The organism is Streptomyces parvulus (assembly GCF_014648855.1).
Classification (GTDB): domain Bacteria; phylum Actinomycetota; class Actinomycetes; order Streptomycetales; family Streptomycetaceae; genus Streptomyces; species Streptomyces parvulus.
Genome location: NZ_BMRX01000005.1, coordinates 160139 through 184946, shown reverse-complemented (window position 1 = coordinate 184946; position 24808 = coordinate 160139). Strand labels below are relative to the sequence as shown.

Sequence of the window (24808 nt, the reverse complement as noted above, 5' to 3'; positions counted from 1 at the left end):
CATCGTGCTTCCCATCGAGTCCCCTCCTCACATCCGGAAGACGCCGAACCGGGGCTCACCCAGCGGCGCGTTGGCACAGGCGGTCAGGGCCAGGCCCAGCACCCGGCGGGTGTCGGCGGGCTCGATGACCCCGTCGTCCCACAGGCGGGCGCTCGCGTAGTAGGCGTTCCCCTGGTGCTCGTACTGGGCGCGGACCGGTGCCTTGAAGGTCTCCTCGTCCTCGGCGGACCACTCCTCGCCGCGCGCCTCCAGCTGGTCCCGCTTGACGGTGGCCAGCACGGACGCGGCCTGCTCGCCGCCCATCACGGAGATCTTGGCGTTGGGCCACATCCACAGGAAGCGCGGCGAGTACGCCCGGCCGCACATCGAGTAGTTCCCCGCGCCGTAGGACCCGCCGACGACCACCGTCAGCTTCGGCACGCGCGTGCACGCCACCGCGGTCACCATCTTGGCGCCGTGCTTGGCGATGCCCCCGGCCTCGTAGTCCCGGCCGACCATGAAGCCGGAGATGTTCTGGAGGAAGACCAGCGGGATGCCGCGCTGGTCGCACAGCTCGATGAAGTGGGCGCCCTTCTGGGCCGACTCGGAGAACAGGATGCCGTTGTTGGCGACGATGCCGACCGGGTGGCCGTGGATCCGGGCGAAGCCGGTGACCAGGGTCTGCCCGTACTCCGACTTGAACTCGGCGAAGCGGGAGCCGTCCACCACGCGCGCGATGACCTCGCGGACGTCGTAGGGGGTGCGGGAGTCGACCGGCACCGCGCCGTACAGGCCGTGCGGATCGGCCTTCGGCTCGGCGGCGGGCTCCACGGCCCAGGGGAGCGGGCCGCGCTCCGGCAGCGTGGAGACGATCTGGCGGACGATCCGCAGCGCGTGCGCGTCGTCCTCGGCCAGGTGGTCGGTCACGCCGGACACGCGCGAGTGGACCTCGCCGCCGCCCAGCTCCTCCGCGGTGACCACCTCGCCGGTGGCGGCCTTCACCAGCGGCGGTCCGCCCAGGAAGATGGTGCCCTGGCCGCGGACGATCACGGCCTCGTCGCTCATCGCCGGGACGTAGGCCCCGCCCGCCGTGCAGGAGCCGAGGACGGCGGCGATCTGCGGGATGCCGGCGCCGGACATCCGGGCCTGGTTGTAGAAGATCCGCCCGAAGTGCTCGCGGTCGGGGAAGACCTCGTCCTGCATCGGCAGGAAGGCGCCGCCCGAGTCCACCAGGTACAGGCACGGCAGCCGGTTCTCCAGCGCCACCTCCTGCGCCCTCAGGTGCTTCTTCACGGTCATCGGGTAGTACGTGCCGCCCTTGACGGTGGCGTCGTTGGCGACGACCACGCACTCCCGTCCCGCGACCCGGCCGATGCCGGCGATGACGCCGGCCGCCGGGGCCTGCCCGTCGTAGAGCCCGTCGGCCGCGAGCGGCGCCAGCTCCAGGAACGGCGAGCCCGGATCGAGCAGCGTGTCCACGCGGTCGCGCGGCAGCAGCTTGCCGCGCGCGGTGTGCCGGGCCCGGGCCCGCTCCCCGCCGCCGAGCCGGGCCGCGGCGAGCTTGGCGCGCAGCTCCTCCACGAGGACGCGGTGCGCCTCCTCGTTGGCCCGAAAGGCCTCGGACGCGGGATCCGCCGCCGTCGTCAGCTCCGGTGCCTCGTGCATCCTGCGGTCCCCTCACCCAGTGATCGACCAGTTAATGAGCGTTAACGCGTTTCCCTCAGGTTAACGACCGCTAACCTCCCTGTCTAGAATTGCTCCCATGGCCACCAGAACCGACGCCCCCACCCGCCGCGAGCAGATCCTCAAGGAGGCCGCGCGGCTCTTCGCCGAGCGCGGATTCCACGGGGTCGGCGTCGACGAGATAGGCGCCGCGGTGGGCATCAGCGGCCCCGGCCTCTACCGGCACTTCGCCGGCAAGGACGCGATGCTCGCGGAGCTGCTGGTCGGCATCAGCGAACAGCTGCTGACGGGGGCGAAACGGCGGCTGGCGGAGGCCGAGGGGGTGGCCGGCTCCGGGGCGGGTGCCGAGGCGGTCCTCGACTCGCTCATCGAGGGTCACATCGACTTCGCGCTCGACGACCGCCCGCTCATCACCCTGCACGACCGCGAGCTGGACCGCCTCCGGGACGCCGACCGCAAGATGGTGCGCCAGCTCCAGCGGCAGTACGTCGAGCTGTGGGTCGGGGTGGTCCGCGAGGTCTACCCGGCGGTCGCCGAGCCCAGCGCCCGCTCCGCCGTCCACTCGGTCTTCGGCCTCCTGAACTCCACCCCGCACCTGGGCCGCCCCGGCTCCCTGCCGGGCCGCGCGGTCACGGCGGAGCTGCTGCACCGGATGGCGCGGGGGGCGTTCGCCGCGGTGGGAGGGGAGTGACGAGGGTTACCCGGGGCCCGGTCTTTACGCCCCTCCCTACCCGCCGGTACGGTGAAGTCTGAGCAAGCGCTTAGATACGTACCCTGGAGGTGGCGCGGTGCGCCGTACGGTGTTCAACGAGGACCACGAGGCGTTCCGGGAGACCATCCGCGCCTTCATCGAGGGCGAGGTCGTCCCCGTCTACGACGAGTGGTTCGCCGCCGGCCAGGCGCCGCGCGACTTCTACCACAAGCTCGGCGACCTGGGCATCTTCGGCATCAACGTGCCCGAGGAGTTCGGCGGCGCCGGCATGGACAGCCACAAGTTCGAGGCCGTCCTCTACGAGGAGACCGCCCGCGCGGGCGTCCAGTTCGGCGGCTCGGGCGTGCACGTGCTGCTCGCCCTGCCCTACATCAAGATGCTGGCCACCGACGAGCAGAAGAAGCGCTACCTGCCGAAGTTCGTCACCGGCGAGGAGATGTGGGCCATCGCGATGACGGAGCCCGGCACCGGCTCCGACCTCGCGGGCATGAAGTCCACCGCCAAGCTCTCCGAGGACGGCACCCACTACGTCCTCAACGGCGCCAAGACCTTCATCACCGGCGGCGTGCACGCCGACAAGGTCATCGTCTGCGCCCGCACCGCCGCGCCCACCTCCGACGACCGGCGCCACGGCATCTCCCTGTTCGCCGTGGACACCAAGTCCGAGGGCTACTCGGTCGGCCGCAAGCTCGACAAGCTCGGCCTGCGCACCTCCGACACCGCGGAGCTGGCCTTCGTCGACGTCAAGGTCCCCGTCGAGGACCTGCTCGGCGAGGAGAACCGGGGCTTCTCCTACCTCGGCCACAACCTGGCGTCCGAGCGCTGGGGCATCGCCTTCGGCGCCTACGCCCAGGCCAAGGCCGCCGTCCGCTTCGCCAAGCAGTACGTGCAGGACCGCACCGTCTTCGGCAAGCCGGTCGCCCACTTCCAGAACACCAAGTTCGAGCTGGCCGCCTGCCAGGCCGAGGTGGACGCCGCCGAGGCCGTCGCCGACCGCGCCACCGAGGCGCTGGACGCCGGTGAGCTGACGCCCGCCGAGGCCGCCAGCGCCAAGCTCTTCTGCACCGAGGTCGCCCACCGCGTCATCGACCGCTGCCTCCAGCTGCACGGCGGCTACGGCTACATGAACGAGTACCCGATCGCCCGCCTGTACGCGGACAACCGGGTCAACCGCATCTACGGCGGCACCAGCGAGATCATGAAGTCGATCATCGCGAAGAACATGGGCCTGTAGACCGGTCTGCAGACCTCAGAAGCACAGGACATGAGCGAAGCACTCCAGTCCCTCCTCGATCTGCTCGACCTGGAGCGGATCGAGGAGGACATCTACCGCGGCCGCTCCCGCTCCGCCGTCGTCCCCCGGGTCTTCGGCGGGCAGGTGGCCGCCCAGGCCCTGGTCGCCGCCGGGCGCACGGTCCCCGCGGACCGGCACGCGCACTCCCTGCACGCGTACTTCCTGCGCCCCGGCGACCCCGGCGCCCCCATCGTCTACAACGTGGACCGGCTGCGCGACGGCCGCTCCTTCACCACCCGCCGGGTCGTCGCCGTCCAGCACGGCAAGCCGATCTTCGGTCTCTCCGCGTCCTTCCAGAGCTACGAGGAGGGGCTGGACCACCAAGCCCCCATGCCGCCGGCGCCCGACCCGGAGACGCTGCCCACCGGCGAGGAACGGCTGCGCAGCTATCCGCACCTGCCCGCCGAGACCGTCGAACGGTTCCTGGAGGCGCGCGCCGCGGTCGACCTGCGCTACGTCGACGACCCGCCCTTCGGCGACTTCGGCACGCCCCGCGACCCGCACTCGCAGGTGTGGTTCCGCACCAACGGCAAGCTCGCGGACGACCCCCTGCTGCACGTCGTCCTCGCCACCTACGTCTCCGACATGACGCTGCTGGACTCGGTGCTGCTCGCCCACGGCCGCGGCGGCTGGGCCGTCGGCGACGTGGTCGGCGCCTCGCTGGACCACGCGATGTGGTTCCACCGGCCCTTCCGCGCCGACGAGTGGCTGCTGTACGACCAGCAGTCCCCGTCCGCGTCCGGCGGCCGGGGCCTCGGCCAGGCCCGCATCCACACCCGGGACGGTCGGCTCGCCGTCTCGGTCGTCCAGGAAGGCGTGGTGCGGGTCCCTCGGGAACACTGAGGGGCATGGCGGAACCTGCGCGGGACGACACGGGCGGCGGCGAGAGCACCTTCACGGTCCTGGTCGCCGCCTTCGCCAATCTGGGCATCGCCGTCGCCAAGGCGGTGGCCGGCGTGATCAGCGGGTCCAGCGCGATGCTGTCGGAGGCCGCCCACTCGGTCGCCGACACCGTCACCGAGGTCCTGCTGCTGGCCTCCCTCAAACGCAGCGAGCGCCCCGCCGACGAGGACCACCCCCTTGGCCACGGCCCCGAGCGCTACATCTGGGCGCTGCTCGCCGCCGTCGCCACCTTCGTCGGCGGCGCCGTCTTCTCCCTGTACGACGGCGTCCACACCCTCACCCACGGCGAGGAGCCCGGCGACCCGCTGGTGGCGTACCTCGTCCTGGCCGTCGCCTTCCTCCTGGAGGGCTACTCGCTGCGCACCGGCCTGCGGCAGGCCCGCGGCGAGGCCCGGCGCTACCGGGTCTCCTTCGGCCGCTATCTGCGCCGCACCCCCGACACCGCCGTCAAGGCCGTCGTCATGGAGGACTCCGCCGCCCTGGCCGGCCTGCTGCTGGCGGCCGGCGGCCTGCTCGGCGGGCAGCTCACCGGGTCCGGCGTCTGGGACGGCGTCGCCTCCCTGTGCATCGGCGCCCTGCTGCTGTACGTCGCGTGGGTGCTGGGCCGCTCCAACGCCGAGTTCCTCATCGGCCGCCCCCTGCCCCGGTCCGTGCGCGAGCGGATCCGGGCGGAGCTGGTGGCCGTCGAGCACATCGAGGCCGTACTGGAGCTGACCACCCTTCTCCAGGGGCCCCGGGAGGCGCTGGTCGCCGCCAAGGTCGACTTCCGGGACGTGGCGACGGCGGCGCAGATCGAGTGGGCGAGCGAACGGGCCGAGCAGCGGCTGCGCGAGGAGTTCCCGATGATCCGCCGGGTCTACCTGGACCCGACGCCCGGGTTCGCGCAGCGCCGCTCGGAGGGTCTCAACCCCTGGCCGTGAGCCGGCCGGCCGGCTATCCGGCGAGTCCCGCCTCGCCGAGCAGGTACGCGGTCATCGGGTCGTAGTAGCGCGGGCTGACCACGTGGTCGTCCAGCGGCACCGCGACCTGGAGGGTGCCCTCGGACTCGGCGAGGAAGAGGGCCGGGTCGTTGCAGTCCGCGTAGCCGACGGAGTCGACGCCGTGCTGGGCGGCGTACCCGGCCCAGCCGTGGTCGGCGACCACCAGGTCGGGCAGGGGGCGGCCGGCGCGCTCCAGGCCGGTCAGGATGGCCTTCATGGGCTCGCCCGAGTGGGTGTGCCAGAGCGAGGCGCCGTGCTCCAGGACGGCCACGTCGGCGAACTGCTGGACGTACCCCTCCTCCGTCGTCAGCCCCTCCGGGATCACCACGATCTCGCAGCCGGCGCCCCGCAGCGCGTCGGCCGTGGCGCGGTGGACGTCGAGCAGGCCGCCCGGGTGGCCGGTCGCGAAGAGCACCCGCTGGCCGCCGTCCGCCGCCTTGCGCAGCCGGCCCGCCATCCGCTCCAGCGCGGCGACCGTCAGCTCGGGGTCGATGGTGTCCTGGCCGTAGCGGTACTCCGGGTCGTCGTTGACGCCGACGCGCTCCGCCATCACCGCGAGCACGTCCTGCTCGTCGGTCCAGCGGTCGCCCAGCTCCAGGCCGAGCCAGAAGCCGCGGTCGCCGTTCGCCAGCTTCCGGTAGTGGGAGAGGTTGTTCTCGCGGGGGGTGGCGACGTCGCCCGCGATGCGGGTTCTGACGAGGTGTTCGGCGAGTTCGGCGCGGCTGGGTGTCCCGGGTATCGGCATGGCTCCATTGTGGGGCAGCGCGCCGTCCCGGTCTCCGGCACCTCACTCGCTGGGACGCGGGTCACGCAGCGCGAACCACAGCTCCATCCGCACGTCCGGGTCGTCGAGGTCGGTCTCCAGCAGGGCGGCGCAGCGGGCGATGCGCTGGCGGACGGTGTTGCGGTGCACGGAGAGCGCGACGGCGGTGCGGTCCCAGCTGCCGTGCAGGGAGAGCCAGGCGCGCAGCGTCTCGGTGAGCGCCGGGACGGCCGCGACCGGCGCCAGCAGCGCCCGCGCGTGCGCCTCGGCCTCGCCGGCCGGGACCAGGTCGGCGAGGGCGGGCCGGTCGCCGTGCCGCACCAGCGGCGCCCGGACGGCCCTCGCCCGCGCCAGCGCGCGCGCCGCCTGGACATCGGCGGCCGGCCACTCGGCGGGCCCGACGGCGGCACTGACCCCGAGCACCCAGCCGGGCTGGGGGGCGGGGGGCGAGGCCGGGGATGAGGCGGTCGTCGAGGTCGTCCCGGCCGGTTCGGCCGACCCGGCGACCGGTACGAGCACCCGTACGACCTCCTCGGCCGTGTCGACCAGGGGCGAGCCGAGGGCCGCGCCCAGGGCGGACGCGGAGACGGGGTCGGGCGTCCCCGTGTCGGGGCGGGCGTGCACGACGTGCCAGCGGGGCGCCTCCCCGCCGCCCCCCGCGAGCAGCGGGGCGACCTCCTCGCGCCGGGCGCCGAGCAGCAGCCGCACCAGCGCCGAGGAGCGGGCCGCGCCCGTGCCGCTCTGGTGCTCGCCGGTCAGGAGCGAGAGCAGGACGGCGGCGACCGACGCGATGGTGTGGTCCCCGGACTCCCGGTGCGGGGCCGCGACCCCGAGGACGAAGCCCTGGCCGGTGCCGAGGGCGTACGCGGCGAGACGGGTGCCGGCCACCGTGTCCGTGGCGGTGCTGGAGGCGTGCCCGGTGACGAACCGGGCCAGCTCCTCCAGCGCCCGCCGCACCTCGCCCCCGGGCTCCCGCCCCGCCGCCGCGATCTCCGTGCCCTCCGGCCCGTACAGCACCGCCCGCCCCTCCAGGCGGCCGGCCAGCCTGCGCAGCACCGACGGCACCGGGTCGGGACGCGAGGCCGCCGCCGCCAGGCCCTGCTGGGCCTCCGAGATCCGGCGCAGCTCGGCCAGCCTGGCCCGCGCCATCAGCTGCCACACGGCCCGCGCCACGCCCGAGAACGTCGTCCGCTCCGGCACCTCCACCAGCGGCAGCCCGTACGCCTCGCAGGCCGCGACCAGCGCCCTCGGGACCGTGTCGTGCACCGGCGCGAGACCGAAGCCGAGCGCCGCCCCGCCCGCCTCGACGATCCGCGCCACGTAGTCGTCGAAGTACGTCCCCGAGCCCGCCGCCTCCGGCACGTGCACCCCCGCCGTCAGCAGCAGCTCGCCGCCCAGCAGGTAGGGATAGGGGTCGGACATCTCCGAGGTGTGCGCCCAGTGCACCCGCACGTCCGCCGCCGGGGGCCCGGCGATCTGGCGCAGGCCCAGGTCCTCCCGCGACAGCAGCGCCGCCAGGGACACCGGGGGAGTGGGCGGCGCGGGCGGCGCGGGAGACGCGGAGGGCACTGAGGGGACGGCCGGCTCCGGCATGATGGACGTTTCCTCCAGTCGAGCGGTCCCGAGTAGATGAAACGTACACTTCGCAGTCGCTTTTCAGCCACCTAGTGTCAACCCGGACCGAGTGCGCGAAGGAGGGCTCCCCCCATGGCCGTCGACTACATCGTGATCGTCGTCTATCTCGCCGGCATGCTCGCCATGGGCTGGTGGGGCATGCGCCGCGCCAAGTCCAAGAGCGAGTTCCTGGTCGCCGGGCGGCGGCTCGGCCCCGCGATGTACTCCGGGACCATGGCCGCGATCGTCCTCGGCGGCGCCTCCACCATCGGCGGCGTCGGCCTCGGCTACCAGTACGGCTTCTCCGGCGCCTGGATGGTCGTCACCATCGGCCTCGGCCTGCTCGCCCTGTCGGTCTTCTTCTCCGCGCGCATCGCCCGGCTGAAGGTCTACACCGTCTCCGAGATGCTCGACCTGCGCTACGGCGGCAAGGCCGGCGTCATCTCCGGCGTCGTCATGTGGGCGTACACCCTGATGCTGGCGGTCACCTCGACCATCGCCTACGCCACGATCTTCGACGTCCTCTTCGACGTGAACCGCACCCTCGCGATCATCCTGGGCGGCTCCATCGTCGTCGCCTACTCCACGCTCGGCGGCATGTGGTCCATCACGCTCACCGACATGGTGCAGTTCGTCGTGAAGACCATCGGCGTCCTGCTCCTGCTGCTGCCCATCGCGGTGGTCAAGGCCGGCGGCTTCAGCGAGATGAAGGCCCAGCTGCCCACCGAGTACTTCGACCCGCTGGGCGTCGGCGGCGAGACGATCTTCACCTACGTCCTGATCTACACGTTCGGCATGCTCATCGGCCAGGACATCTGGCAGCGCGTCTTCACGGCCGGCAGCGACCGCACCGCCAAGTGGGGCGGCACCATCGCCGGCACCTACTGCCTGGTCTACGCCGTCGCCGGCGCCGTCATCGGCACCGCCGCCAAGGTGCTCTACCCGAAGCTCGCCAGCCCCGACGACGCCTTCGCCACCATCGTCAAGGACGAACTGCCCATGGGTGTGCGCGGACTGGTGCTGGCCGCCGCCCTGGCCGCCGTGATGTCCACGTCCTCCGGCGCCCTCATCGCCTGCGCCACCGTCGCCAACAACGACATCTGGTCCCGGCTGCGCGGCGCCCTGCGCAAGCCGCGGGACGGCGGACACGACGAGGTGAAGGGCAACCGCGTCTTCATCCTCGCGATGGGCGTGCTGGTCGTCGTCATCGCCATCGCCCTCAACGACGTCGTCGAGGCGCTCACCGTCGCCTACAACCTCCTCGTCGGCGGCCTCCTCGTCCCCATCCTCGGCGGACTGCTGTGGAAGCGGGGCACCGCGCAGGGCGCCCTCGCCGCCGTCGCGGTCGGCGGCCTGACCGTCGTCGGCCTGATGGCCGGGTTCGGCGTCCTCGCCAACGAGCCGATCTACTACGGCCTGCTGGCCTCCCTCGCCGTCTACGTCGCCGTCTCCCTGGCCACCCGCCCCACCGACGAGGCGATCCTCGCCGCGTGGCGCGAACGCCTCGCCGGGCGGTCCCCCGAATCCCCGTCCGAACCGCCGGTCCCGGCACCCCAGTAGAGTCGGACGGCAGTAGTACATACGCGACGAAGCGTAAGAAGGAAGGCAGTACATGAGCAGCAACGAGACGCCCCGCGGCCCCGTCGACTCCTCCCGGATCCCGCGCTACGCCGGACCCGCGACCTTCGCCCGGCTGCCCCGCCTGGACGAGGTCGGCAAAGCCGACGTCGCCGTGGTCGGCGTGCCGTTCGACTCGGGCGTCTCGTACCGTCCCGGCGCGCGCTTCGGCGGCAACGCCATCCGCGAGGCCTCGCGCCTGCTGCGCCCCTACAACCCGGCGCAGGACGCCTCCCCGTTCGCCCTCGCCCAGGTGGCCGACGGCGGCGACATAGCCGTCAACCCGTTCAACATCAACGAGGCCGTCGAGACCGTGGAGGCCGCCGCCGACGACCTCCTCGGCACCGGCGCCCGCCTGATGACCCTGGGCGGCGACCACACCATCGCCCTGCCGCTGCTGCGCTCGGTCGCGAAGAAGCACGGCCCGGTCGCCCTGCTCCACTTCGACGCCCACCTGGACACCTGGGACACCTACTTCGGCGCCGAGTACACGCACGGCACCCCGTTCCGGCGCGCGGTGGAGGAGGGCGTCCTGGACACCTCCGCCCTCTCCCACGTGGGCACCCGCGGCCCGCTCTACGGCAAGCAGGACCTCACCGACGACGAGAAGATGGGCTTCGGCATCGTCACCTCCGCCGACGTCTACCGGCGCGGCGCCGACGAGGTCGCCGACCAGCTCCGCCAGCGCATCGGCGACCGCCCGCTCTACATCTCCATCGACATCGACTGCCTGGACCCCGCCCACGCCCCCGGCACCGGCACCCCCGAGGCCGGCGGCATGACCTCCCGCGAACTGCTGGAGATCCTGCGCGGGCTGGCATCCTGCAACCTGGTCTCCGCCGACGTCGTCGAGGTGGCCCCGGCCTACGACCACGCCGAGATCACGTCCGTGGCCGCGTCCCACACCGCGTACGAACTCACCACGATCATGTCCCGCCAGATCGCGCAGGAGAAGGCAGCGAAGTGACCCACGACCACGACCTGGTACTCCGTCCGACCGCCGCCCAGACGGAGGCCGCGCTCAACCCTCCCCCCGGCCGCAACGGCGGAGACCTGGTCGTGGAGACCCTGGCCGGGCTCGGCGCGACCACCGTCTTCGGCCTGCCCGGTCAGCACGCCCTCGGCATGTTTGACGCCCTGCGCCGCTCCGACCTGCGCTACATCGGCCTGCGGGTGGAGAACAACGCCGGGTTCGCGGCCGACGCGTACGGCCGGATCACCGGTGAGGCGGCCCCGCTGCTGCTGTCCACCGGCCCGGGAGCCCTCACCTCCCTCGCCGCGCTCCAGGAGGCACGGGCGGCCTCCGCCCCCGTCCTCGCGATCAGCAGCCAGATCCCCACGGCAGGCCTGGGCGGCGGCCGCCACGGCTACCTGCACGAACTCCCCGACCAGTCGGCCTCGTTCCGGGGCGTGGTCAAGTCCGTGCACACCGTCCGCAGCCAGTCGCAGATCCCGTCCGCGATCGCGGAGGCCTGGACGTCCGCGCTGACCGTCCCGCACGGGCCGGTGTGGGTGGAGATCCCGCAGGACGTCCTGCTGTCCGAGACGCCGGTCCCCGTGGTCACCGGCGGCGACGCCTTCCCCGAGGAACTCCCCCCGCGCCCCGAACTGACGGCGGTCGCGGCGGACCTGCTGTCCCGCGCGGAACGCCCCGCGATCATCGCGGGCGGCGGCGTCGTGCGCGCGGACGCCTCGGGCAAGCTGCGGCAGCTCGCCGAACGGCTCTCGGCTCCCGTCGTCACGACCTTCGGCGGCAAGGGCGCGTTCCCCTGGACGCACCCCCTGTCCCTCCAGTCCTGGCTGGAGGACCGCCACACGACGGACTTCCTGGAGGACGCCGACGTGCTTCTCGTCGTCGGCTCGGGTCTCGGTGAACTCTCCTCGAACTACCACACGTTCAAGCCGCGCGGCCGGGTCGTCCAGATCGAGGCCGACCTCGGCAAGCTGGAGTCCAACCACCCGGCCCTCGGCATCCACGCCGACGCCCGCCTCGCCCTCCAGGCCCTGCTGGAGACGGTCCAGGAGCGCACCGACCCGAGCGCCCCCGCACGCGTGCGCGAGGTACTGGGCAAGGTCCGCGAGCGCATCGAGTCCCAGGAACTCACCCTGGAACAGGGCGTCCTGGCCTCCGTCCGCGCGGCGCTCCCGCCCGGCGCCCCGTCCTTCTGGGACATGACCATCCTCGCCTACTGGGCGTGGTCGGCCTTCGACGCCAAGGCCCCCAACACGATGCACTCGGCGCAGGGCGCGGGCGGCCTCGGCTACGGCTTCCCGGCGGCCCTGGGCGCCGCGGCCGCCGACCCCACCCACCCGGTGCTGGCGGTCTCCGGCGACGGCGGCGCCCTGTACTCCATCGCCGAGCTGGCCACCGCCCGCCAGTACGGCCTGAACGTCACCTGGCTGATCGTCGACGACGGCGGCTACGGCATCCTGCGCGAGTACATGACCGACGCCTTCGGACAGCCGACGGCCACGGAACTGACCCGCCCGGACTACGTCGCCCTCGCGGAGTCCTTCGGCGTACCGGGCGTGCGCACGTCCTCGGAGACCCTGGAGACGGACCTCGCGAAGGCCCTGGCCATCCCGGGACCGTCCGTGGTCGTCCTCCCTGCCGTACTGCGGATGTTCGCGCCGACGCACACGGAATGAAACACGCGGTGCCGCCGGCGGCCCGGGGGCCTAGGATCGGGAGCCGGCCTTAGGGGGGACCGTGGATCCGGAGATCGCCGCACTGGCGGGGACGGCGGGCACGACCGTCGTCACACTGATGGTCACGAGCGCCTGGGAATCGGCGAGGGACGGCATGGTCGCTCTGTGGCGCCGCTTCCAGCCCGCCCGCGCCGAGAGCGTCGGCGAGGAGCTGGAAGCGGGCCGCGAGGAGCTGCTCCTCGCGCGGCAGGCAGGCGACGACGAAGCAGAGGCCGGGCTGACCGCCGAGTGGCAGGGACGGGTACGGCGCCTGCTCCTCGCCCGCCCCGATGTCGCCGACGAACTGCGCGCTCTCCTGGACGAGTTGGCTCCCTCCCTGCCCGCGGAGCCGGACGCGCGCGACGTCCACCTGAGGGCCCGCGCCTCGGGCAGCGCCCGGATCTACCAGGCCGGCCGCGACCAGCACATCACCGAACGGTGAGCGTGCCGCGGCCGATGGAGGGCCGTGCCTCCGGCAGCGCCCGGATCTACCAGAGCGGGGGCGACCAGTACATCGAGGAACACGTCCACCACTGGGCCCCGGGGTCGACCCCGCTGTTCGGGCATCCGTGGACCACCCCGGCCGAACCCCTGGGGACCGCCCCCGACTCCGTCCGTATGCCCCTGGTCGGTCGCGCGCCCGGGGTGCTGCGGGACCGTACCGACCTCATGGAGCGCCTGCGCGCCGCCGTGGCCGGACCCGGCGGGGACATCCAGGTCCTGCACGGAATGGGCGGCTGCGGCAAGACGGCCGTGGCCCAGGCCCTGTTCCACGAGGCCGTACGGGACCACGGCCGGGTCGGCCTGTGGGTCAACGCCTCGGAACGCGTGTCCCTGCGCGCCGGCATGCTCGCCGTGGCCGGCGACCGCGGTGCCACCGCCGGTGAACTGGCCGCCGCGGCCGGCGGCAGGCGCGCCGCGGCCGACCTGGTCTGGCACCACCTGGACCACTCGGCACAACCCTGGCTGCTGGTCCTCGACAACGCCGACGACCCCGCGGTCCTGGAGGAGGGCGCCTGGCTGCGCCCGAGCCCCTCGGGCACGGTGCTGGTCACCACCCGCCACGCGACCTCCGCGCTGTGGCGCACCCCGAAGGCGAGCAGCCACCGGCTCGGTGTGCTCCCGCTGGAGGACGCGGCCCTGGTCCTGCGTGACCTGGCTCCGGACGCGGGCACCCGGGAGTCCGCGCGGAAGGTCGCCCGCCGCCTGGGGTGCCTGCCCCTGGCGCTGACCCTGGCCGGAGCACATCTCGCCCACCAGCTCCTGGAGTCGTGGTCCATGGACGAGTACGACCGGAAACTGACCGAGGAGTCGACGTCCCTGGTCGACCAGGGAGCATCGGCGACCGGCGGCGGACAGTCCCGTCATCTCGTGGGCCGCACCTGGCAGTTGTCCCTGGACAGCCTGGCGGAGGCCGGCCTGCCGGAGGCGACGGCCCTGCTGCGGCTGCTCTCCTTCTGGGCGGCGGACCCCGTACCGCTGTCCCTGCTCATGCCGGCGGCACAGGGCGGGGTCGGCCTCGAACACCTCGTTCCGCCGCTGGCCGCGCCCCGGGTCGAACCGGCCCTGCGCGCGCTCCTCGACCACTCGCTGATCGAACTGGTGGAGACGGACGGACACCGCTGTGTGAAAGCCCACGGTGTCCTGCTGGACGGCGTCGCCGCGGGCGTGCCCGAGGCGGAGCGCGAACCCCTGGCGGCAGCGGCGGGCCGGCTGCTGCGGGCGGCGCTGCCGCCGGAGGGCGCCGCGTCGGGGCGGGCCCGTTCCCAGGTACGGCTCCTGGCACCGCACGCCACCGGACTGCTGCACCGCTCCCACCGCCACGGCCTGGTGACGGCGGAATCCGTAGGGCTGGCGGTCCGTCTCGCGCGGCTGGTGTACGAGGCGGGGGACTGGACCGCGGCGCTGGCCCTGGCCTCCGGGGCCGCGAAGGCGGCGGCCGGGCAACTGGGGGACGAGCACCCGGCCACCATCGAGGCCCGGGCGGGCCAGGGCACCGTCCTGTTCAGGCTGGGCCGGTACGCCGAAGCCGCCGACCTGCTGCGGCCGGTCCACCGGGAGGCGCTGCGCACGCTGGGCCCCCAGGACGCGCGCACGCTGGACGCGGCCTACGAACTGCAGCGGGTGCTGCACCGCCTGGGCCGTCTGGCGCAAGCCCGTACGCTGCTGGACACCGTCCTGGACGGCCGCCGGCGGATGCTCGGCGAGGACCATGCCGCCACCCTCAAGGCCCGCTGCGAGATGCTGGAGCTGCGCCTCGCGCAGGACGAGTTCGACGGCTACACGACGGCGGCCGAGGAACTGGCGGGGGAGTGCGAACGGTGTCTCGGCCCCGAGCACCTGGTGACCGTGTGGGCGCGCGACGCGCTGGCCCGAGGGCTCCTGCGCGCCGGCCGGGGTGCCGAGGCCGAGGAGCTCTTCCTGCGGGTGCTGGCCGGGCAGCGGGCGGGGTACGGGGACGACCACCCCCTGGTCCTCGGGGTGCTCATCCAGCTCAGCCGGGCCCAGTACGCGCAGGGCAAGCGGGAGCGGGCAGCCGAGAGCGCGCGCGAGGTGGCCGAGGGACGCGCCGCGGTCCTGGGCGAGGACCACCCCGAGACCGTCGCCGCCCGCGCCTGGTACACCGAGGTCCGTACGGCGGCGCCCGGGTCGTTCCGGTGAACGGTGTGCTCCCGGAGGCCGCGGCCTCCCCCGGCCGACCGCCTACCAGATCGCCCCGACCCACTCCGGGTGGTCGACGAACGGGTTGCGGTTGTGCTGGTAGGTGTCGTAGATGACCTGGTTGCGGCGCTCCTCGAAGGCGTCCGGCGGGTCCTCGTCGTTCCAGGTCTTCAGGACCGAGACCTTGCCGATGTACGGGTTGCTGCCGTTGTCGACGCTGCCGTTGACCTCCAGGTCGGCGAAGCCCTCGCCGCCCTCGTAGCGGGTCGCCATGTAGAAGATCATGCGGGCCACGTCGCCCTTGACCGCGTCGCGGGGCTCGAAGGAGTCGGCGTCGGTCAGGCTGCCGCCGCTGTCGGTGAAGCCGCTGCCGCCGTCGTCGAAGTCCTTGTTGCCCCGCACGGCGTTGACCGCGACGTCCTCGGGGCGCAGGTGGTGCAGGTCGGTGCCGGGGCCGGTCGCGGTGCCGAAGTCGCCGTGGGACTTGGCCCACACGTGCTCGCGGTTCCAGTCGCCGCCATCGCCGCCGTTCGCGGACTTGGCGCGGGAGAGCCCCGAGTAGAGCAGGATCACGCTGCCGCTGTCGGCGGGGTCCTGGTCGGTCGCCTTCAGGGCGTCCCAGACCGCGTCGTAGGACAGCTTGGTCTGGTCGCTGATGATCGTGTGGAGCGCGGCCTTGAGGTCGTCGCCGGTCTTGCCGGCCGCGTCCTTGTAGTAAGTGTCGTCGTAGTCCGCCGGGGCCGGTGCCGCCGGCGGGGTCGCCGTGGCCGGGGTGGCGGCCAGTGAGGGGGCGGCGAGCGCGGCGAGGGCGGCTGTCGCGGCGAGGGCGGCGGCCCTGCGGCGTCCGGTGCGTGTCGCGAGCATGTGGGGTGTCCGATCTACGCGTGTTGAGGAGAACGGTGGATCGAGCGTGACATGGACATGTTGGAGGTCGGGTGTACGGGACGTGGCGATTGCGTGCCGGGTGCGGCTGCCGGGTCCGCGGCCGGCCCGGATTGTTGCGGCGGGATGAAATCCCCGCTCGCGGGCGTTGGTGCCTTCCGGTAGATCAGGTGAAGCGGGACGAGCAGGACGACCGACGGAGGGCCACGGCGTGGACGCGCAACGGGGATGGACACGACGACTGGCGGGATACGCCTGGCGCTACCCCAAGGACGTCGTCCTCGCCCTCGGTGCCTCCCTGGGCGGCATGGCCGTCATGGCCCTCGTCCCCCTGATCACCAAGGTGATCATCGACGACGTGATCGGCGACAAGACCAGGGACATGGCTGTCTGGGCCGGTCTCCTCGTCGGCGCCGCGGCCGTCGTCTACGTCATGACCTACATCCGGCGCTACTACGGCGGCCGGCTCGCGCTCGACGTCCAGCACGACCTGCGCACCGACATGTACGGGACGATCACGAGGCTCGACGGCCGGCGCCAGGACGAGCTGTCCACCGGACAGGTGGTCGGCCGGGCGACCAGCGACCTCCAGCTGATCCAGGGCCTGCTCTTCATGCTCCCGATGACCATCGGGAACGTCCTGCTCTTCCTGATCTCCCTGGTCATCATGGCGCTGCTGTCCCCGCCGCTGACGCTGGTGGCGATCGCCGTCGCCCCCGCCCTCTGGTTCATCGCCCGCCGCAGCCGCAGCCGCCTGCACCCCGCCACCTGGTACGCGCAGGCCCAGGCCGCCGCCGTCGCGGGCGTCGTCGACGGGTCGGTCAGCGGCGTGCGCGTGGTGAAGGGCTTCGGGCAGGAGGAGCAGGAGACCGGCAAGCTCCGGGAGGTCGGGCGCAAGCTCTTCGCCGGGCGGCTGCGGACGATCAGGCTGAACGCCGCCTACACCCCGGCCCTCCAGGCGGTCCCCGCGCTCGGCCAGGTCGCCATGCTGGCCCTCGGCGGCTGGCTCGCGGTGGGCGGGCACATCACGCTCGGCACTTTCGTCGCCTTCTCCACCTACCTCGCCCAGCTCGTCGGCCCGGTCCGCATGCTCGCCGTGGTCCTCACCGTCGCCCAGCAGGCCCGCGCCGGCACCGAACGCGTCCTGGAGCTGATCGACACCGAGCCCTCGATCGAGGACGGCACCAAGACCCTGCCGGCCGACGCGCCCGCGTCCGTCGAGTTCGACGACGTCTCCTTCGGCTACGACGCCGACCGGCCCGTCCTCGACGGCCTCTCCTTCGAGATCCGGGCCGGGGAGACCCTCGCCGTCGTCGGCTCCTCCGGCTCCGGCAAGTCCACGGTGTCCCTGCTCCTGCCGCGCTTCTACGACGTGACGCGCGGCGCGGTGCTCGTCGGCGGCCACGACGTGCGCGAGCTGACGACCGACTCGCTGCGGGCCGCGGTGGGGCTGGTGCCCGAGGACTCCTTCCTCTTCTCCGACACGGTCCGGGCCAACATCGCCTACGGCCGTCCCGACGCGACCGACGAGGAGATCGAGGCCGCCGCGCGCGCCGCACAGGCCCACGGCTTCGTCAGCGCGCTGCCCGACGGCTACGACACGACCGTCGGCGAGCACGGCCTGACCCTCTCCGGCGGCCAGCGCCAGCGCGTCGCCCTCGCCCGCGCCATCCTCACCGACCCCCGGCTGCTCGTCCTCGACGACGCTACCTCCGCCGTGGACGCCCGCGTCGAGCACGAGATCCACGAGGCCCTGGGGCAGGTCATGCGGGGCCGCACCACCCTCCTCATCGCCCACCGCCGCTCCACCCTGGGCCTCGCCGACCGCATCGCCGTCCTCGACCACGGCCGCCTCGCCGACCTCGGCACCCACGAGGAACTCCAGGAGCGCTCCGCCCTCTACCGCCGCCTGCTCACCGACCCCGACGAACTGGGCGGCGTCTCACCCGGCCACGTCCCCGCGGCCGGACCGCGCGAGGACACCTCCGTCCGCGACGAACTGGACGCGGAGTTCGACGCAGAGCGCGGCGTCACGCCCCGGCTGTGGACCGGTGACCGCACCCCGAAGGACACCGCCCTCGCGGGCACCCCGGCCACCCCCGAACTGCTCGCCCAGGTCGACGCGCTGCCCCCGGCTGACGGCACCCCGGACGTCGACGAGGCACGGGCCGTCCAGCCCGAGGAGTCGTACGGACTGCGCCGCCTGCTGCGCGGCTTCCGCACGCCCCTGCTGATCAGCCTCGCCCTGGTCGCCGTGGACGCCGGCGTGGGCCTGCTGCTGCCGGTGCTGATCCGGCACGGCATCGACGACGGCGTCACCCGGCTCGCCCTCGGTGCGGTCTGGGCGGCCTCGCTGCTCGGCCTGGTCGCGGTGCTCGCCCAGTGGGCGGCGCAGACCGGTGAGATCCGCATGACCGGCCGCACCGGCGAGCGGATCCTGTACTCACTGCGCCTCAAGATCTTCGCCCAGCTCCAGCGGCTCGGTCTCGACTACTACGAGCGCGAGCTGACCGGCCGGATCATGACCCGGATGACCACGGACGTGGACGCGCTGTCGACGTTCCTGCAGACCGGCCTCGTCACCGCCTTCGTCTCCGTCGTCACGTTCTTCGGCATCCTGGTCGCCCTGCTGGTGATCGACGTGCAGCTGGCCTTCGTCGTCTTCGCGACGCTGCCACCGCTGATCATCGCCACGTACTTCTTCCGCAAGGCCAGCGTGAAGGCGTACGAGCTGGCCCGGGAGCGGGTCTCCACGGTCAACGCCGACCTCCAGGAGTCGGTCGCGGGGCTGCGGATCGTGCAGGCCTTCCGGCGCGAGGGCGACGGCGGGCGCCGGTTCGCCGAGCGCAGCGACAGCTACCGCCAGGCCCGCATCCGGGGACAGTGGCTGATCTCCATCTACTTCCCCTTCGTCCAGCTGCTCTCCTCGGGCGCCGCCGCGGCCGTGCTCATCGTGGGCGGCGGGCGGATCGACGACGCGACCCTGACGACCGGCGCGCTGGTGGCGTACCTGCTCTACATCGACCTGTTCTTCGCGCCCGTCCAGCAGCTCTCCCAGGTCTTCGACGGCTACCAGCAGGCGTCGGTCTCGCTGGGCCGCATCCAGGAGCTGCTGCGCGAGCCGACCTCCACCCGGGCCGCCGAGAAGCCCGCCGAGGTCACCTCCCTGGACGGCGACATCGCCTTCGAGGACGTGCGCTTCAGCTACGGGGCCGAGAACGACACCGAGGAAGCCCTCACCGGCATCGACCTGCGCATCCCCGCCGGGCAGACCGTCGCCTTCGTCGGCGAGACCGGCGCGGGCAAGTCGACCCTGGTGAAGCTGGTGGCCCGGTTCTACGACCCGACCGGCGGCCGGGTCACCGTCGACGGGCAGGACCTGCGCGCCCTCGACCTCACCTCCTACCGGCACCGGCTGGGCGTCGTCCCGCAGGAGGCGTACCTCTTCCCGGGGACCGTGCGGGACGCCATCGCCTACGGCCGGCCGGACGCCACCGACGCCGACGTGGAGGCGGCGGCGCGCTCCGTCGGCGCGCACGAGATGATCGCCACCCTCACCGGCGGCTACCTCCACGAGGTCGCCGAGCGGGGCCGCAACCTCTCCGCCGGGCAGCGCCAGCTGATCGCGCTGGCCCGCGCCGAGCTGGTCGACCCCGACGTACTGCTCCTGGACGAGGCGACCGCCGCGCTGGACCTGGCCACCGAGGCGCAGGTCAACCAGGCCACCGACCGGATCGCGGGCCGGCGCACGACCCTCGTCGTCGCCCACCGGCTGACCACGGCCGCCCGCGCGGACCGCGTCGTCGTCATGGACGGCGGGCGCGTCGCCGAGGACGGCACGCACGACGAACTGCTCGCGCTCGACGGCCGGTACGCGCGGCTGTGGCGGACCTTCATCGGCGCGCCCGAACCCGAGGAGCCGGTCGGCGCGGCACACTGACGCTCGCGCAACCATTCGACACCCGGCACGCGTCCGTACATCCGTACGCCAGTGACCGCCGTACGGAGGGGACCACAGTGCGCCGAGCCGGTGCTGGGACACGACGCGGGCCGGCGCTCGCCACGGCCCTGCTCGTGGCCGCCGGGCTGCTGACCGTGGCGACGCCGCAGGAGGCGCTGGCCGCCACGGCGTGCCCGGGCCGCAAGGTGCGCACGCTCGCGTTCGCGACGGGCTCGGTCCTCGTCCACCGGCGCGGCGGCTACGTCTGCGCGGTCACCGTGCCCGGGAAGCCGGGCACCAAGCGCCCGATGTCGGTGAGCGTGCGGGCGCGCGGGGGCCGCGCGGTGACGGACTCGGGGCGGTACGCCTACCGGGCCGGGCCGGTGACCGTGCACGCCGGGAAGCGCTGCGTGTGGGTGACCGGCAAGGTGTCCTCGCGCTCGGTCGGCTCCGGCTGGATCCTGTGCTGAGCCGGCCCGCCCACCGGGAACCCGGCGGGCCATTTCCCCATCTCCCCTGGTGCACGCGCGACTTGCTCCGATAGCTTCCGGCGGACATCCGTTTCCCAGGGAGGGTGCATGCGCAAGGCGCTCAGATGGCTGCTGGCGCTCGTGGTGCTCGTGGGCACCGTCAGCACGGCGGGCGCGGCCACCGCCGCCGAGCCGAAGGCCGTCGACATCAAGGACCGGCTGCTGTCCATACCGGGCATGAGCCTGATCGAGGAGAAGCCGTACACCGGCTACCGCTTCTTCGTCCTCAACTACACGCAGCCGGTCGACCACCGGCGTCCGTCCAAGGGCACGTTCCAGCAGCGGATCACCGTCCTGCACAAGGACGAGAACCGGCCGACCGTCTTCTACACCGGCGGCTACAACGTCTCCACGACCCCGAGCCGGCGCGAGCCGACGCAGATCGTGGACGGCAACCAGGTCTCCATGGAGTACCGCTACTTCACCCCGTCCCGGCCCGCGCCGGCCGACTGGTCGAAGCTGGACATCTGGCAGGCCGCCAGCGACCAGCACCGCATCTTCGAGGCCCTCAAGCCGCTCTACAAGAAGAACTGGATCTCCACCGGCGGCTCCAAGGGCGGCATGACCGCCACCTACTACGAGCGCTTCTACCCCCGTGACATGGACGGCGTCGTCGCCTACGTCGCCCCCAACGACGTGGTGAACAAGGAGGACTCGGCCTACGACCGCTTCTTCGCCCGCGTCGGCACCGACGAGTGCCGCGCCAAGCTGAACGGGGTGCAGCGCGAGGCGCTGGTGCGCCGTGCGCCGCTGGAGAAGAAGTACGAGGCGTACGCGGCCGAGAACGGCTACACCTTCGACACCATCGGCAGCCTGGACCGCGCCTACGAGGCCGTCGTCCTCGACTACGTCTGGGGCTTCTGGCAGTACAGCACCCTCGCCGACTGCGCGGACATCCCGGCCGACGCCAAGAACGCCACCGACGAGGCGATCTGGGACTCCGTCGACTCGATCTCCGGCTTCTCCGCCTACACGGACCAGGGCCTGGAGACCTACACGCCGTACTACTACCAGGCGGGCACCCAGCTGGGCGCGCCCACGATCCACTTCCCGCACATCGAGAAGAAGTACATCCGCTACGGCTACCAGCCGCCGCGCAACTTCGTGCCCCGCTCGATCCCGATGAAGTTCCAGCCCCTGGCCATGTGGGACGTCGACCGCTGGGTGCGGCACAACGCCCGCCAGATGCTGTTCGTCTACGGCCAGAACGACCCGTGGGGCGCCGAACCGTTCCGCCTCGGCCACGGCGCGCGCGACTCCTACGTGTTCACCGCGCCGGGCATGAACCACGGGGCCAACGTCGCCGGTCTGGTCGCCGACCAGAAGGCGAAGGCCACGGCCCGGATCCTCGACTGGGCGGGCGTCGCCTCCGCCAAGGTCCAGGAGAACCCGTCGGCGGCCAGGCCGCTGGCGTCGTTCGACGCGAAGCTGGACAAGCGGGACGTCGAGCGCGAGCCGGCGCTGCGCCCGTAACCGGCCGTCCGTGACCGTGCCCGGCCCTCACAGGGGCCGGGCACACCCGACCGGCCGTGCGCCGCCGAGGCGGACGTACAGGCCGGTCGAGGCGGGGCAGTCGGCCCGGTCCGCGACCGCGTCGACCACCTTGAAGCGGGGCTCTCGTTCGCCCGTGCCGTCGCACGCGGTCTCGCGGACCTTGCCGTCCCCGGTGCCGTGGACGCAGTCGCCGACGATGGTGCGCGGCCCGCCGCCCTCGCCCGGGTCGCCGGGGTGCGGCGGCTGGAGCTTGCGCATGCAGGCGTACCCCTGGGGCACGGCGCCGTCGCCGTCCTCGTCGGCGGCGGGGCGCTGCTCGCTGATGTGCAGGACGAAGTCGGTGGTGGCGGGGCACGGCGGCCCGTCGCTCGCGCGTCCGTCCCGCCGGGCCACCACCCGTGCCGCGGCCCGCTCGCTGCCGCACGGCACCTCGGTGGAGCCGACGGTGCCGAACGAGCCGCACTCCCCGACCGCTAGGAACACCTTCCCGAAGCCGGAGGGCGGCACCGCGGCCGACGCCGGCCGCGACGCCGTGCCACCGCCGGGCCGTCCGCTCGCGGAAGCCGTGCCGCCGGGCCCGTCGCCCGCAGGGCCCGCCGGACTCTGGCAGCCCGTCAGCAGCAGGGCGCACAGCACCCCCAGCACCCACGCCGCCGGTCCCTCACGCATCGCCGTTTCCCCTGATCACGCTCCAGCGTGACCCGCCGGGGCGGGCGCACGCCAGACGCGTGGGGTGCTTCGGGCACGGTCGCCGGGGGCGCCCCCGGCGCGTGTCGTAGGCCGCGCTACGCCCTACGACCGGTAGGACAGCCCGTGCCCGAGCGGGAGCAGTACCGTCTCCGGGTCGTCCGCCCGGACCACCGGCACCGGCAGCTTGCCCCGCGGCCGTACCCGCCCGGCGATCACCCGGGCCGCCGCGCGTACCTCGACGTCCGTCCAGGAGTAGGCGGCCAGCTGGGCGCGGACGCCGGGGAGGTGGGCCACGTCGTACGGGTTGCGGATCGCGACCGCGACGACCGGTTTCCCGGTCTCCAGCAGCCGCGCGACCAGCGTGCGCTGGCTGCTCGCCGCCGTGACGTTGTACGTCGCGACCACCACCGCGTCCGCGTCCCCGGCGGCCGCGACCGCGCCGTCGATCACGGCGGCGGAGGGGGCGGTGCCGGTGGACAGGGCGGTGGCCGTGAAGCCCAGCTCCGTCAGGGCACCCGCGAGCACGCCCGTGGGCGGCCCGGTCGTACCCGACGGCGAGGCCGGGTCCGCGCCGACGACGAGGACCTTGCGGTGGCCGCGCCGCGACAGGGGCAGCAGCCCGCCCTCGTTGACCAGCAGGGTGGTGGTGCGCTCGGCGATCCGGTCGGCCTCCGCCAGGTGCGCGCGGGTGCCCACCGTCCGGTCGACGTCCCGGCGGCTGGTGTACGCCTCCCGGAACAGCCCCAGCTTCGCCTTCAGCCGCAGCACCCGCAGGATCGATTCGTCGAGCCGCGCCTCGGTGAGTTCGCCGTCCTTCACGGCGGTCAGCACCGCGTTCCAGGCGAGGTCGAGGTCGGGCGGGTTGAGCAGCTGGTCGACGCCGGCCTTCAGGGCCAGCACCGGCACCCGCTCGTCGCCGTACTTCGTCCGCACGCCCTCCATGCCGAGCGAGTCGGTGACCACGACCCCGTCGTAGCCCAGCTCCTCGCGCAGGATGCCGGTGAGGATGGGGCGGGAGAGGGTGGCCGGGTCGCCGGAGTCGTCCAGCGCCGGGACCACCAGGTGGGCGGTCATGATCGAGTCGATGCCGGCCTCGATCGCCGCGCGGAAGGGCGGCGCGTCCAGCCGCTGCCACTCCTCCCGGGTGTGGGTGATCTCCGGCAGGCCGGTGTGGCTGTCGGTGGCGGTGTCGCCGTGCCCGGGGAAGTGCTTGGCGCAGGCGGCGACCCCGGAGCGCTGATAGCCCGTCACCTCGGCGGCCACCAGCTCCGCCACGGCCTGCGGATCGGCGCCGAAGGACCGCACGCCGATCACCGGGTTGGCCGGGTTGACGTTCACGTCGGCGTCGGGAGCGTAGTCCTGGCGGATGCCCATCGCGCGCAGCTCGGCGCCCGCGATCCGGCCGAGGGTGCGGGCGTCGGACCGGGACCCGCCGGCCCCGACGGCCATGGCGCCCGGGAAGAGGGTCGCCGGCTCGCCCACCCGGGCCACTATCCCGTGTTCCTGGTCGGTGGAGATCAGCACCGGCAGGCCGCGCGGCAGCTCCAGGGACGCCTTCTGGATGCCGTTGGAGAGGTCGGCGATCTGGTGCGGGTCACGGGTGTTGTGCGCCCAGGCGAAGTAGATGACGCCGCCGACCCGGTACTTCGCGACCAGCTCGGCCGCGGTGCGGACGCCGATCTCCTCGAGGTTGGCGTCGATGTCGGCCTGGTCGGGGGCGGTGGCGGAGTGGCCGTAGACTCGCATGACGAAGAGCTGGCCGACCTTCTCCTCCAGCGTCATGCGGGAGATCAGGGTGCGGAGCTTGGCGTCGTCGGGCCGGTGCGGGTCGGCGTGGGCCGTGCCGCCGCCGGCCGCCAGGGCCGCGGTGACCACGGCGGTGGCGGTGAGGACGGTACGTCTGGAGGGGTGTGCGGTGCTTCCCGTGCCGGCCGTGCTGCTGTGGTGCACGTGCGCTCCTTCCGGAGTGATCCGCGGGGGATCGCTGGAGAGCTGCTGAAGGAAACTGCCAAGGAGCCACCAATATCCAGGAAGTTTCTGCCAGTCAAGGGAGCGCACAGGAGTGGACCCAAGCCGTGCGGGGGCGGGACCGGGGGCCGCCGCCGGCGCCAGGGAGGGGGCGGGCCGACGGCGGCCGCGCCGCCGGCCCGGGCGCGGTGGAAGGGTGGCCGGCGATCGCAGCCGACGGCGAGGCCGGTACCGCGCCCCGGAGACTCGTCCGGCGGCGTGCGGGTTGGACGCGCGGGGCGGCGGTGGGGTTCCCGGTTTCGCGGTCGCGCGGGCGGGGGTGCCGCCGCCGTACTGGCGCCACGTGGCGCCACGTGGCACCACATGGCACCGGATGATGTCATTCCCGGCCTGAGGGCGCTGGCAGTGGA

At 73.3% G+C, this 24808-nt stretch carries 18 protein-coding genes; 12 read left to right on the top strand and 6 right to left on the bottom strand.

Annotated elements, in window-relative coordinates:
* Window positions 1–27: 27 nt before the first annotated feature.
* Window positions 28–1644, bottom strand: a complete 1617-nt coding sequence (locus IE108_RS10875; RefSeq protein ID WP_064727999.1) for a carboxyl transferase domain-containing protein — start codon at window positions 1642–1644, stop codon at window positions 28–30.
* Window positions 1645–1741: 97 nt separating this feature from the next.
* On the opposite strand from IE108_RS10875, the gene IE108_RS10870 reads away from it, so the two are divergent.
* From IE108_RS10870 to IE108_RS10855, 4 genes are all read left to right on the top strand, one after another.
* The gene (locus IE108_RS10870; RefSeq protein ID WP_064727998.1) at window positions 1742–2353 is read left to right on the top strand and encodes an SACE_7040 family transcriptional regulator; all 612 of its coding nucleotides are present in this window, start codon (window positions 1742–1744) and stop codon (window positions 2351–2353) included.
* 97 nt (window positions 2354–2450) lie between these two features.
* Entirely contained in the window at window positions 2451–3608 is a 1158-nt protein-coding gene (locus IE108_RS10865) for an acyl-CoA dehydrogenase family protein (RefSeq protein ID WP_064727997.1), read from the top strand.
* 30 nt (window positions 3609–3638) lie between these two features.
* Window positions 3639–4511, top strand: coding sequence for an acyl-CoA thioesterase (locus tag IE108_RS10860; RefSeq protein WP_064727996.1), 873 nt, complete (start codon window positions 3639–3641; stop codon window positions 4509–4511).
* 5 nt (window positions 4512–4516) lie between these two features.
* A complete protein-coding gene (locus IE108_RS10855; protein WP_064727995.1) occupies window positions 4517–5491 on the top strand; it encodes a cation diffusion facilitator family transporter in 975 nt (324 codons plus the stop codon).
* A gap of 13 nt (window positions 5492–5504) precedes the next feature.
* On the opposite strand, the gene IE108_RS10850 is transcribed toward IE108_RS10855, so the two are convergent.
* Window positions 5505–6296, bottom strand: coding sequence for a phosphatase (locus tag IE108_RS10850; RefSeq protein WP_064727994.1), 792 nt, complete (start codon window positions 6294–6296; stop codon window positions 5505–5507).
* Window positions 6297–6338: 42 nt separating this feature from the next.
* Entirely contained in the window at window positions 6339–7907 is a 1569-nt protein-coding gene (locus tag IE108_RS10845; protein WP_064727993.1) for a PucR family transcriptional regulator, read from the bottom strand.
* A 114-nt stretch (window positions 7908–8021) separates the two neighbouring features.
* On the opposite strand from IE108_RS10845, the gene IE108_RS10840 reads away from it, so the two are divergent.
* From IE108_RS10840 to IE108_RS10820, 5 genes are all read left to right on the top strand, one after another.
* Window positions 8022–9488 (top strand): sodium:solute symporter family protein, encoded by a 1467-nt coding sequence (locus tag IE108_RS10840; RefSeq protein WP_064727992.1) that lies wholly within the window; start codon window positions 8022–8024, stop codon window positions 9486–9488.
* A gap of 52 nt (window positions 9489–9540) precedes the next feature.
* The gene (gene speB / locus IE108_RS10835) at window positions 9541–10512 is read left to right on the top strand and encodes an agmatinase (RefSeq protein ID WP_064727991.1); all 972 of its coding nucleotides are present in this window, start codon (window positions 9541–9543) and stop codon (window positions 10510–10512) included.
* The gene (locus IE108_RS10830; protein ID WP_064727990.1) at window positions 10509–12194 is read left to right on the top strand and encodes a thiamine pyrophosphate-binding protein; all 1686 of its coding nucleotides are present in this window, start codon (window positions 10509–10511) and stop codon (window positions 12192–12194) included. Before speB ends, IE108_RS10830 begins: the two co-directional genes overlap by 4 nt.
* A 61-nt stretch (window positions 12195–12255) precedes the next feature.
* Window positions 12256–12675: a hypothetical protein gene (locus IE108_RS10825; protein WP_064727989.1), complete on the top strand. Its 420-nt coding sequence runs from the start codon at window positions 12256–12258 to the stop codon at window positions 12673–12675.
* Window positions 12672–14894 carry a tetratricopeptide repeat protein gene (locus IE108_RS10820; protein WP_064727988.1) on the top strand — a complete coding sequence of 741 codons (2223 nt, stop codon included), beginning with the start codon at window positions 12672–12674 and terminating at the stop codon, window positions 14892–14894. Before IE108_RS10825 ends, IE108_RS10820 begins: the two co-directional genes overlap by 4 nt.
* 42 nt (window positions 14895–14936) lie before the next feature.
* On the opposite strand, the gene IE108_RS10815 is transcribed toward IE108_RS10820, so the two are convergent.
* Window positions 14937–15758, bottom strand: coding sequence for an endonuclease I family protein (locus tag IE108_RS10815; RefSeq protein WP_064727987.1), 822 nt, complete (start codon window positions 15756–15758; stop codon window positions 14937–14939).
* Between the two features lie 229 nt (window positions 15759–15987).
* Here IE108_RS10815 and IE108_RS10810 point away from each other — a divergent pair, with 229 nt between their 5' ends.
* The 3 genes from IE108_RS10810 to IE108_RS10800 all read left to right on the top strand — a co-directional run bounded on the left by IE108_RS10810 (window position 15988) and on the right by IE108_RS10800 (window position 21719).
* Window positions 15988–19716 (top strand): ABC transporter ATP-binding protein, encoded by a 3729-nt coding sequence (locus tag IE108_RS10810; RefSeq protein WP_064727986.1) that lies wholly within the window; start codon window positions 15988–15990, stop codon window positions 19714–19716.
* Window positions 19717–19793: 77 nt separating this feature from the next.
* A complete protein-coding gene (locus tag IE108_RS10805) occupies window positions 19794–20186 on the top strand; it encodes a hypothetical protein (protein ID WP_064727985.1) in 393 nt (130 codons plus the stop codon).
* A 108-nt stretch (window positions 20187–20294) separates the two neighbouring features.
* Entirely contained in the window at window positions 20295–21719 is a 1425-nt protein-coding gene (locus IE108_RS10800) for a S28 family serine protease (protein WP_064727984.1), read from the top strand.
* Between the two features lie 27 nt (window positions 21720–21746).
* Here IE108_RS10800 and IE108_RS10795 read toward each other — a convergent pair whose 3' ends face one another.
* Together IE108_RS10795 and IE108_RS10790 are read right to left on the bottom strand one after the other, a co-directional pair.
* Window positions 21747–22409 carry a hypothetical protein gene (locus IE108_RS10795; protein WP_064727983.1) on the bottom strand — a complete coding sequence of 221 codons (663 nt, stop codon included), beginning with the start codon at window positions 22407–22409 and terminating at the stop codon, window positions 21747–21749.
* A gap of 123 nt (window positions 22410–22532) precedes the next feature.
* Window positions 22533–24380: a glycoside hydrolase family 3 protein gene (locus IE108_RS10790; RefSeq protein WP_064727982.1), complete on the bottom strand. Its 1848-nt coding sequence runs from the start codon at window positions 24378–24380 to the stop codon at window positions 22533–22535.
* Between the last annotated feature and the right edge of the window lie 428 nt (window positions 24381–24808).

Coding starts and splice junctions, on each gene's coding strand:
- IE108_RS10875 (WP_064727999.1), bottom strand. CDS start 1,644: ATGCACGAGGCACCGGAGCTGACGACGGCGGCGGATCCCGCGTCCGAG.
- IE108_RS10870 (WP_064727998.1), top strand. CDS start 1,742: ATGGCCACCAGAACCGACGCCCCCACCCGCCGCGAGCAGATCCTCAAG.
- IE108_RS10860 (WP_064727996.1), top strand. CDS start 3,639: ATGAGCGAAGCACTCCAGTCCCTCCTCGATCTGCTCGACCTGGAGCGG.
- IE108_RS10855 (WP_064727995.1), top strand. CDS start 4,517: ATGGCGGAACCTGCGCGGGACGACACGGGCGGCGGCGAGAGCACCTTC.
- IE108_RS10850 (WP_064727994.1), bottom strand. CDS start 6,296: ATGCCGATACCCGGGACACCCAGCCGCGCCGAACTCGCCGAACACCTC.
- IE108_RS10845 (WP_064727993.1), bottom strand. CDS start 7,907: ATGCCGGAGCCGGCCGTCCCCTCAGTGCCCTCCGCGTCTCCCGCGCCG.
- IE108_RS10840 (WP_064727992.1), top strand. CDS start 8,022: ATGGCCGTCGACTACATCGTGATCGTCGTCTATCTCGCCGGCATGCTC.
- speB (WP_064727991.1), top strand. CDS start 9,541: ATGAGCAGCAACGAGACGCCCCGCGGCCCCGTCGACTCCTCCCGGATC.
- IE108_RS10815 (WP_064727987.1), bottom strand. CDS start 15,758: ATGCTCGCGACACGCACCGGACGCCGCAGGGCCGCCGCCCTCGCCGCG.
- IE108_RS10800 (WP_064727984.1), top strand. CDS start 20,295: ATGCGCAAGGCGCTCAGATGGCTGCTGGCGCTCGTGGTGCTCGTGGGC.
- IE108_RS10795 (WP_064727983.1), bottom strand. CDS start 22,409: ATGCGTGAGGGACCGGCGGCGTGGGTGCTGGGGGTGCTGTGCGCCCTG.